The organism is Klebsiella sp. MS 92-3, assembly GCF_000195655.1.
Classification (GTDB): Bacteria; Pseudomonadota; Gammaproteobacteria; order Enterobacterales; family Enterobacteriaceae; genus Klebsiella; species Klebsiella pneumoniae.
Genome location: NZ_GL882839.1, coordinates 72,842 through 81,137 on the forward strand (window position 1 = coordinate 72,842; position 8,296 = coordinate 81,137).

The following is an 8,296-nucleotide window of genomic DNA, read 5'->3' on the forward strand; positions in this document are numbered from 1 at the left end:
GCAACGACGGCTTACGGATTCAGCTGGTAATCGAGGGTAATGTTGGCCTTCAGCACCTGCGATACCGGGCAGCCTGCTTTCGCTTTCTGGATGATCTCATCGAACGCCGCCGGAGACACGTCCGGCAGGACGATCTGGCTTTGCAGCGCGATATCGGTAATCGCAAAGCCGCCGTCGGTTTTATTGAGGGTGACCACTGCGGTAGTGTCAATGGACGTTGCGGTATATCCCTCTTCGCTGAGCATCAGCGACAGGGCCATCGAAAAGCAGGCGGCATGTGCAGCGCCGATCAGCTCCTCAGGGTTGGTGCCCTTCACCCCCTCAAAACGGGTGTTAAATCCGTAGGGCTGCTGGCTCAGCGCCCCGCTTTCTGTCGACACGGTGCCTTTGCCATGCTTCAGGTCGCCTTCCCAGTGCGCTAGCCCTTTCTTATGAATCGCCATTTGATTCCTCCTGTAGTGATGTCGAAAAAAAAGTATAGTGCGTGATGCCGAAGCTGCGTCTTTTTGCAGCCTCTGGCTCCCACGTTCCCCTGGTTTTCGTGTCGTTGGTGACGCTATCGGCCATCCTGCGGATGCCAGGGATCGGATTTGTCATCCTTGCTGTCGTCCCGTTTACGCGGAACTTCGCCCTGCTCCCCGGGCGCCTCACGGGCAGGTTGCTTACCGCGCTCTTCGTCTTGCGAGTGAGAAAAGGTGCTCATATCGACGTGCTCCGCTTACTTAGGCGACTGCTTGAGCAGACGATCGATTCGCACGACCGGCGGCGTCATTTTGCGATCCAGACTGCCGTTGATATTGACCAGATCGTCTGGCTCTACGTGTTGTTCGTTAAACGCGGCGACCGGGATAATAACGGTGATGATGCCGCTTTTATCACGAAACTGATAACGGTCATCTCCCTGCCGCTTGAGCAGATTGCCGCGCAGCGAAACGGTCGCGCCATCGTGCATGGTTTTCGCCTGCTCAACGGTCATGATCCGGCCATCCTCGACGCCGCGATAGCCGTCATCGAGTTTGTGCGGCGGCGGCGGCGCGGCATCCTGGCTAAACCCTCCCTTATCGTCCGCCTGCGCGACACCTACGGCAAACAGACAGGCCATGGCCAATGCTAGTTTTTTCATCATGCCTCCGTTTTTTGCTGACGATGAGAATAAAGCCTGGCTGAGGCTGGCCATTTTTACAAAGTCAATTGTTCTGATATCGTCTAATATAAGAATGTCCTTATCGTTACGCTCCTGGCGAAACGAAACGCGAGGAAAATATTAATGATTAAGAATCAACAGCCTTGTCCTATCGTCGATGAGAATGAACGCTCCTTACGCTTTGAATATCGTTTCCGCCGCTATGGGATAATTGTTTTGAGTCTCATCATTCTTACCGCGTTAAGCGGCCTGTGGTCCTCCGGTTATTTCAGTGAAGCACACCGGGAAACCGGCGGAGGCGAATTAAGCGTCGATTATCAGCGCTATGCCAGGCTGATGAGTGAAACCGAGCTTAATATTCAGATTAAACCGGATACGGCCAGCGACACCATTATCAGCTTCGCCGCCCCGTTATTAACCCGCTACCAGATCGGTGATATCCGTCCGCAGCCGGATAAAATGTATAGCGCCGACGGGAAATTACATCTCGTCTATCAGCGGTCGAACCCGCCTTCACCGATATCTGTGTGGTTAGCCGTTACCCCAAAAACGGCCGGTAATATCTCTCTGCAGGCGGTAGTTAACGATCGCTATTCTGTAACCTGGCAGCAGTTTGTCTATCCGTAGGAGTCGCTATGGAAATGGTCCTTAGAGCCGCAGCAATCTATCTGATCTTGTTGATTATTTTTAAGATTGCCGGCAGAAGAACCCTGATGCAATTAACCAACTTTGACCTGATACTGTTGCTGATTATCAGCGAAGCCACCCAGCAGGCGATGCTCAGCACAGACTATTCGGTTACCGGGTCGATGCTGACTATCGTCACCCTGGTTAGTATTGATATTTTGTTCGGCTATATTAAGAAAAAATTTGCTCAGGCAGAAAATTTTCTCGATGGTACGCCGGTTATCGTGGTGGAAAATGGTGCTGTCATCGACGAGAAGATTAAGCTCGTCAATATCTCTGTCGATGATATCCTGCTGGCGGCCAGGCAGCACCATGGCATTTATGAATTGAAAGCGATCAAATTCGCTATTCTCGAGCGTAACGGCCAGATATCCATTATTCCTGAGCAGGAATAGTATCGGCTTCGCTATTTATCACGCTCCGGTTGTTTATCACCTGATTCCGGAGCGCGAGTGGCGTCATCCTCTTCTTTTTCACCGTTAACAACGTTCAACATTAACATTTTTCCTCCTCGCTGGTTGTCAGGGATCCTACAAATTATAGAACGCCTTCGCCGAAGTATGTAGGATCTGCCGAAACTAACCAGGAGATGCCGCCTGATTCACATTGCGCTTATTCCAGGATATTTCCCACCTCGTCATTGCCATTGGTGAGAAATAATTAACCGATCCGTACAGTCAATATTGTGAAAGCCAAAACATAATGAGGTCACTATGTCTGTGATGGTTATTACCGGTGGAACCGCGGGAGCGGGCAAAGCTACCGCGCTGCGTTTCGCCCGCGCTGGATATCACGTGGCGCTGATCGCCCGAGACGAAACGGGTTTACAGGAGACGCGACAGGCCTGTGAACGGTTTGGCATTAAAACGCTGGCTATTAGCGCCGATGTCGTCGATGCCGGGGCGCTGCAGCGCGCCGCCGCCGAGGTGGAAACCACCCTCGGGGCAATCGACGTCTGGATCAACAACGCCATGACCACCGTGCTGGCGCCCTTTCGTCAGATGAGCGAGGAGGAGTTTCGCCGGGTGACGGAGGTGACCTATCTCGGGTACGTGAACGGCACCCGCGCGGCGCTGGAGGTCATGATCCCCCGGGATCGGGGGGTGATTATTCAGGCCGGCTCGGCGCTGGCCTGGCGTTCAATCCCACTGCAGTCGGCTTACTGCGGAGCGAAAGCGGCGATCCGCGGCTTTACCGATGCCGTGCGAACCGAACTGATGCATGAGAAAAGCCACATCCAGTTGACCATGGTGCAACTGCCGGGGATGAACACCGCCCAGTTTGGCTGGGCGCGAAACAAAATGGATCAGGCCATGCAGCCGGTGCCCCCGGTCTATCAGCCGGAAGTCGCCGCCGAGGCTATTTACAGCGTCATCCAGCGCCCGGTCAACGAGCTGTGGGTCGGAAAAAGCACCATCCAGTCGATCCTCGGCCAGGTCTTCTTCCCTCGCCTGCTCGATCGGCTGATGGTGAAAAAAGCGTGGGAGGGACAGTTTACCGGTCAGCCAAAGTCGTCAGACCAACAGGACGACCTGTTCACGCCGGTGCGCGGCAATCATCCGGGCCACGGCCCCTTTAACGATGGCGCACGGCGTAAAGCAGTCACCATCAGCGCCGATCTCCCGGGTAAAGTCGCCGCCGGCGTCGGGGTAGCGGTGGCGACGATGGCGCTGCGGGCGTTGTTCCGTCGTTCCGGAAAACGGCGCTAACTCAGGCTGCGGCTGAACCAACGGTAACCATACCCGGAGAGTGCCAGCCGCGCATCTTTCCCGCCGTGCAGGCCATCCTGATAGAGCTTATCTTCCAGAATTGGGCTCCAGTAGCCCTCGGCCAGCGGCGGGAGCAGGACCTCTACCGCCTGCTGGCTGCAGTTGGCCAGCATCAGTACCTCCCGCGATTCGCTGCGATAGAGCAAGCCCAGCACCGCGTCGGGCTTTAGAGTAAGGAGAGTAAAAGGGAGGGATCCCGGTTCAGTATATTCCGTGCGCGCCAATACCATATTGCGTACCCGATGCAGCAGCGACCTGGGATGGCGCAGCGCCGTTTCGACATTGATCCGTTGATAGCGGAACCGCCCGCTGGCCACCGGTTTTACCGGCAAATCATCCCGCGCCGCCCGGGAAAAGCCGGCGTTGGCCGCGGCTGACCACTGCATCGGCGTTCTGACCGCGTAGCGCTCCGGTAAGGAGAGATCGTCACCCATGCCAATCTCGTCGCCATAGCGCATCACCGGCACGCCGGGCAGCGCCAGCAGGATAGCATGGGCTAACGCTATGCGTCGGGTATCGCTGTCCAGCATCGGCGCCAGTCTTCGGCGTACGCCGCGCTGGTAAACGGACATCGATTTATCAGGGGCAAAGGTGCGGATAATCTGGCGCTTGTTGCGCTCGCCAATCCCCTCAAGATCCAGTTCATCATGGTTGCGCAGCCAGTTGACGAAGCAGCACCCGTCCGGCGGGGTCACCATCGCCTGCAGGGCCTTCACCACCGGCGCGGCGCGCTGCTGCGCCAGGCTGAGGTAGAGGTATTTGTTAAGCCAGAAATTAAGCACCATCTGCAGCCGATCGCCCTGGCCGAAATAATGACGGTAATCTTCTACCGCGACGTCCACTTCACCCAGGAGTATCGCATCGGGATTGAGGCGCTGTACAACCTGCCGGAGATGGGTCAGCAGCGGGTAGCCGCGCGTCTCGTCGCCCTTTCCGGCCTGCTTGACCAGATGTGACGCGGCATCGAGACGAAAGCCAGACACCCCAGCCTGCAGCCAGAAGGTGATAATGTTTTCGATTTCAGCGATCACCGGCGGATGGGCGAGATTCAGGTCGGGCTCGTGGTGATAAAACATGTGGCGATAATATTGCCCAGCCTGTTCGTCCCAGCGCCAGACGCTCTCCTCAACGCCGGGAAACATGGGAGGATCGTCGTTTTCCGGCGGCCGATCGGCCCACAGATAATACGGCCGCCACGGCGACCGGGGATCGCGTCGCGCCGCCTGGAACCACGGGTGCTGCGCGGAGGTGTGCTGGATCACCAGCTCAACGATCACCCGCAGTCCCAGCTCGCGGGCGCGGGCAATCAGCTCAATCACGTCAGCGATAGTGCCGAACCGCGGATCGGGCTGCAGATGATCGCTGATATCATAGCCATCATCCTGCAGAGGAGTGAGATAGAACGGAGTTAGCCAGAGCACCGTCGCTCCGAGGCTGCGAATGTAGTGTAGCTTTTGGCGAATGCCCGCGAGATCGCCAAAACCATCGCCATTGGCATCATAAAAGAGCGAACTGTCAACCTGATAGATGACCGCTCTGTGAAACCACTCTTCCCGTTGCATCACTCTCACCTCGCGTTCTGTCCGTCCCTGTCAGCCGCCTCAGCGCGATCCGGACCCCGCCCTGGCCTTCGCGCGCGTTTTGCCGACAGGCGATACGGGATTGCGTTCCGCTGGTAGCATCCTGTTCGCTACCGCGTCCACCAGCGCCTGCTGCCTGGCGGTTAATACCAGCGGAACCTGTTCCTCGGCGGCGAGGAGCGCGATGGTTTGCCGTTTGACCATAGTGTTCTCCGGCGGCTTAATGCCCGGCCTCAACGCCAGGCATATCGGTATCCATAAGATATTGCCCGGTCAGCGCTGGCAGATAATGGAGCAGCCAATCAGCCATTCCTCTCTCTTCAGCCAGGATACCCTCCAGCGTATGCATCGCGCTGTGGTCGCCTACTCTTTTCGCCGCCGTTAATAAAGCGGTATAGCAGGCGACCTCAAAATGGGCAAAAACGTAGGCAGTGATAATCACTTTAATAACCTCATCACCGGGCAGCATGATGCCAATGGTCTGTCCTAACGCCGCCACCCGGCTCATCGCATCCTTCAGCGCAGAGCGGGAAATATGGTTGCGGGCGATGATATCCTGCAGGGCGGACAATTGCCGTCGGGTTTCATAGAGATGTTGTTCAAGGCGGGTGCGTAACTGCGGTTCATTATCGAGGCGTCTGATGGTGGCCACCAGCAGCGACTCAGCCTGTTTTTCCATGGCATGCGCATCGCGAAGCCAGTTGTGATAATTTTCAATATCCGTCATATACACCTCTGATCATTAACCTTTTATTTTGACGTGGAATCTTCACTCTCTTCCGCCGCCTGGTCAGCTCGCGCTGCGCTATATCCGGATAAATGGCCAACAATATTGGCATAAATACTGATGAGAATGACCCACAGTACGCTGTCTTTCCACCAGATTAACGAGGGTATCGCCAGACCCACCTACATAACGGCGGCGACAAGATGACAGCGCTTAATAAACACTGGCGTCAACTTCATTTTATTACCTTAGGACCGAACAATATTGAGCGACCATTTTATCGACGCTCTGACCGCTGCGTCAGGCGCTAAACCTTACGCTGAAAATGTCTTTCTTTTGCCTAAGCATAAAAAAGAAAACAGCGTTGCGTATTGTCCCGTTCCGTTATTTTCTGTCTTTACCGTCCGGCTAATTTATTGCCGCTGCGGCCGTCTTTAATTGCTAGTGATGCGGCGATTTCCTCCTCACCTTTTAGTTTCCCCACATCGCGGATAATGAATGTCGTTATAGATAAATAAACCCTGAATATGCAGAAACCTGCGGACCATCTGGCCCACAGGTTTTGTCTCAACGCCGATTTGTCGGCGTCACAGCTCATCAGTCGCTAGCTGTCACCGGATTTACGGCCGCCGCCATGACTGTTCTTACCACCCTTCTTACCGGCTTCGGATGCACGTTCAGGATCATTTTTAAAGTTCCCGCCGCTGTGCTGTCCGCCTTTACGCCCGGCTTCGGATGCTTTCTCACGATCTTCTGCAAAATTACCTGAACCGCCTCTATGCTCTGCCATAATTTTCACCTTTGGTTTGATCAATATCGGTTGGTAAATGGAAAATGACCCTGTTACAAATCATCGCCCTCGATATCTAACACTAGAGGAATGCCTGCAGGAGTCAAATTAATTTCAGATACCCATCCGCGCACTGACAAAATAAAGCTTTACTAACGAAGCGGTAAGATAAAATATACCTCACACAACTCCTTTATTTGACGTAGGTTATGTTCACCGGCGGGTAAAACAGAAACGTCCAACGGCCGTTTGTAAAAAAATGCAAACAATTTAATGAATAAATATTTCTTTATCTCGCGGAACACAATATCCAGAAATGTTACCCCTAAAGAGGTATTACCTTATAGACCATGGTTTGCTAATGAACATCTTCATCGTTTATTCATGCAGCACCTTCATCGTAACTTGAGAAAAAGATCATGCGCGTTACGAAAATAGCCCTTGGCCCTTGATTAAGGATGGAATAATCCTAATTTAACGTCAGCAATAATAACGCAACGCTATCCCCCGAAATACGCCAAGGATCAGTCGGTTAAGGCATACCGTTACGCCTACGATTGGCCATTGACTGCGATGTTGCGAGTCATCCAGGGTCTGTCGCCAGGAGAAGCTGACCTATTCTTAGAGCTGGCCCGTTCTGTCTGAAGGAGATGACTATGCAAGATGAAAAACCGCCAATGAAGAAGTTACCCACCTCCATGTTGCCAGAAGAGACGGCTCCACGTCCGGAGTTCCCGGAGCAAGAACAAACCCCGCCGGGTCTGGATGCGGAAATGGAGCCATCCCCGGACCACGGTGAAACCAGCTACTCCGGCTCCGGACGACTGGCCGGTAAGAAAGCGTTAATTACCGGCGGCGACTCCGGTATTGGCCGTGCGGTGGCGATCGCCTTTGCCCGCGAAGGCGCCGACGTCGCGATAAACTATCTGCCCGAAGAGCAAAAGGATGCGGATGAAGTTATCGCCCTGATCAAAGCCGAAGGGCGCACCGCGGTCGCCCTCCCGGGTGATATTCGCTCAGAATCCTTCTGCCAGTCGCTGGTGGCCGACGCGGTGGAACAGCTGGGAGGTCTGAGCATCCTGGTTAATAACGCCGGGCGTCAGCAATACTGTGAAACCCTTGAGGAACTCACTACCGAAGATTTCGACGCTACCTTCAAAACCAACGTCTACGCGCCGTTCTGGATCACCCGCGCCGCACTGCCTCACCTTCAGGCCGGAAGCGCGATTATCAATACCACCTCGGTGCAGGCGTATAAACCCAGCCCGATCCTGCTCGATTATGCGCAGACCAAAGCCTGTCTCGCGATCTTCACTAAATCGCTGGCTAAACAGGTGGCGAAACGAGGCATTCGCGTAAACGCCGTAGCGCCTGGCCCTTACTGGACGGTGCTGCAATCCAGCGGCGGCCAGCCGGACGAGAAGGTGAAACAGTTTGGCAAAGACACGCCGATGGGGCGCCCGGGGCAACCGGTAGAGATCGCCCCGCTGTATGTCACCCTGGCATCCGATGCCTGCTCATATACCTCCGGACAGGTGTGGTGTTCTGACGGCGGGGATGGTGTGGTCTAAGCCTCCCGGCATACCGACGCGCGCCAGC

The 8,296-nt window shown here is 54.9% G+C and carries 11 protein-coding genes and 1 pseudogene; 4 read left to right on the top strand and 8 right to left on the bottom strand.

Translation table 11 applies throughout. The features are described from left to right. Positions 1–11: 11 nt before the first annotated feature. The 3 genes from HMPREF9538_RS07040 to HMPREF9538_RS07030 all read right to left on the bottom strand — a co-directional run bounded on the left by HMPREF9538_RS07040 (position 12) and on the right by HMPREF9538_RS07030 (position 1,123). A complete protein-coding gene (locus HMPREF9538_RS07040; protein ID WP_002906030.1) occupies positions 12–443 on the bottom strand; it encodes an OsmC family protein in 432 nt (143 codons plus the stop codon). 113 nt (positions 444–556) lie between these two features. Beyond that, entirely contained in the window at positions 557–703 is a 147-nt protein-coding gene (locus HMPREF9538_RS32445) for a hypothetical protein (RefSeq protein WP_002906033.1), read from the bottom strand. Positions 704–718: 15 nt separating this feature from the next. After that, entirely contained in the window at positions 719–1,123 is a 405-nt protein-coding gene (locus HMPREF9538_RS07030) for a YdeI family stress tolerance OB fold protein (RefSeq protein WP_020316426.1), read from the bottom strand. Between the two features lie 144 nt (positions 1,124–1,267). Here HMPREF9538_RS07030 and HMPREF9538_RS07025 point away from each other — a divergent pair, with 144 nt between their 5' ends. The 3 genes from HMPREF9538_RS07025 (at position 1,268) to HMPREF9538_RS07015 (ending at position 3,540) form a co-directional block, all read left to right on the top strand. Then, positions 1,268–1,771, top strand: coding sequence for a hypothetical protein (locus HMPREF9538_RS07025; RefSeq protein WP_004184168.1), 504 nt, complete (start codon positions 1,268–1,270; stop codon positions 1,769–1,771). A gap of 8 nt (positions 1,772–1,779) precedes the next feature. Further along, positions 1,780–2,226: a DUF421 domain-containing protein gene (locus HMPREF9538_RS07020; RefSeq protein ID WP_004148482.1), complete on the top strand. Its 447-nt coding sequence runs from the start codon at positions 1,780–1,782 to the stop codon at positions 2,224–2,226. Between the two features lie 318 nt (positions 2,227–2,544). After that, positions 2,545–3,540, top strand: coding sequence for an SDR family oxidoreductase (locus HMPREF9538_RS07015; protein ID WP_004151245.1), 996 nt, complete (start codon positions 2,545–2,547; stop codon positions 3,538–3,540). Here the strand turns inward: HMPREF9538_RS07015 and HMPREF9538_RS07010 are convergent. From HMPREF9538_RS07010 to HMPREF9538_RS06995, 5 genes and pseudogenes are all read right to left on the bottom strand, one after another. After that, complete coding sequence (locus HMPREF9538_RS07010) at positions 3,537–5,162, bottom strand: alpha-amylase family protein (protein ID WP_009485849.1); 1,626 nt, start codon at positions 5,160–5,162, stop codon at positions 3,537–3,539. The genes HMPREF9538_RS07015 and HMPREF9538_RS07010 overlap by 4 nt on opposite strands. 39 nt (positions 5,163–5,201) lie before the next feature. Further along, positions 5,202–5,384: a hypothetical protein gene (locus HMPREF9538_RS07005; RefSeq protein ID WP_009485850.1), complete on the bottom strand. Its 183-nt coding sequence runs from the start codon at positions 5,382–5,384 to the stop codon at positions 5,202–5,204. A 16-nt stretch (positions 5,385–5,400) separates the two neighbouring features. Then, a complete protein-coding gene (locus HMPREF9538_RS07000) occupies positions 5,401–5,907 on the bottom strand; it encodes a ferritin-like domain-containing protein (protein WP_004151243.1) in 507 nt (168 codons plus the stop codon). A gap of 23 nt (positions 5,908–5,930) precedes the next feature. After that, positions 5,931–6,146: pseudogene (locus HMPREF9538_RS0128215) on the bottom strand (hypothetical protein). Positions 6,147–6,511: 365 nt separating this feature from the next. Then, a complete protein-coding gene (locus HMPREF9538_RS06995; RefSeq protein ID WP_004143718.1) occupies positions 6,512–6,697 on the bottom strand; it encodes a general stress protein in 186 nt (61 codons plus the stop codon). Positions 6,698–7,353: 656 nt separating this feature from the next. On the opposite strand from HMPREF9538_RS06995, the gene HMPREF9538_RS06990 reads away from it, so the two are divergent. After that, the gene (locus tag HMPREF9538_RS06990; protein ID WP_020316423.1) at positions 7,354–8,268 is read left to right on the top strand and encodes an SDR family oxidoreductase; all 915 of its coding nucleotides are present in this window, start codon (positions 7,354–7,356) and stop codon (positions 8,266–8,268) included. The last annotated feature ends 28 nt before the right edge of the window (positions 8,269–8,296 follow it).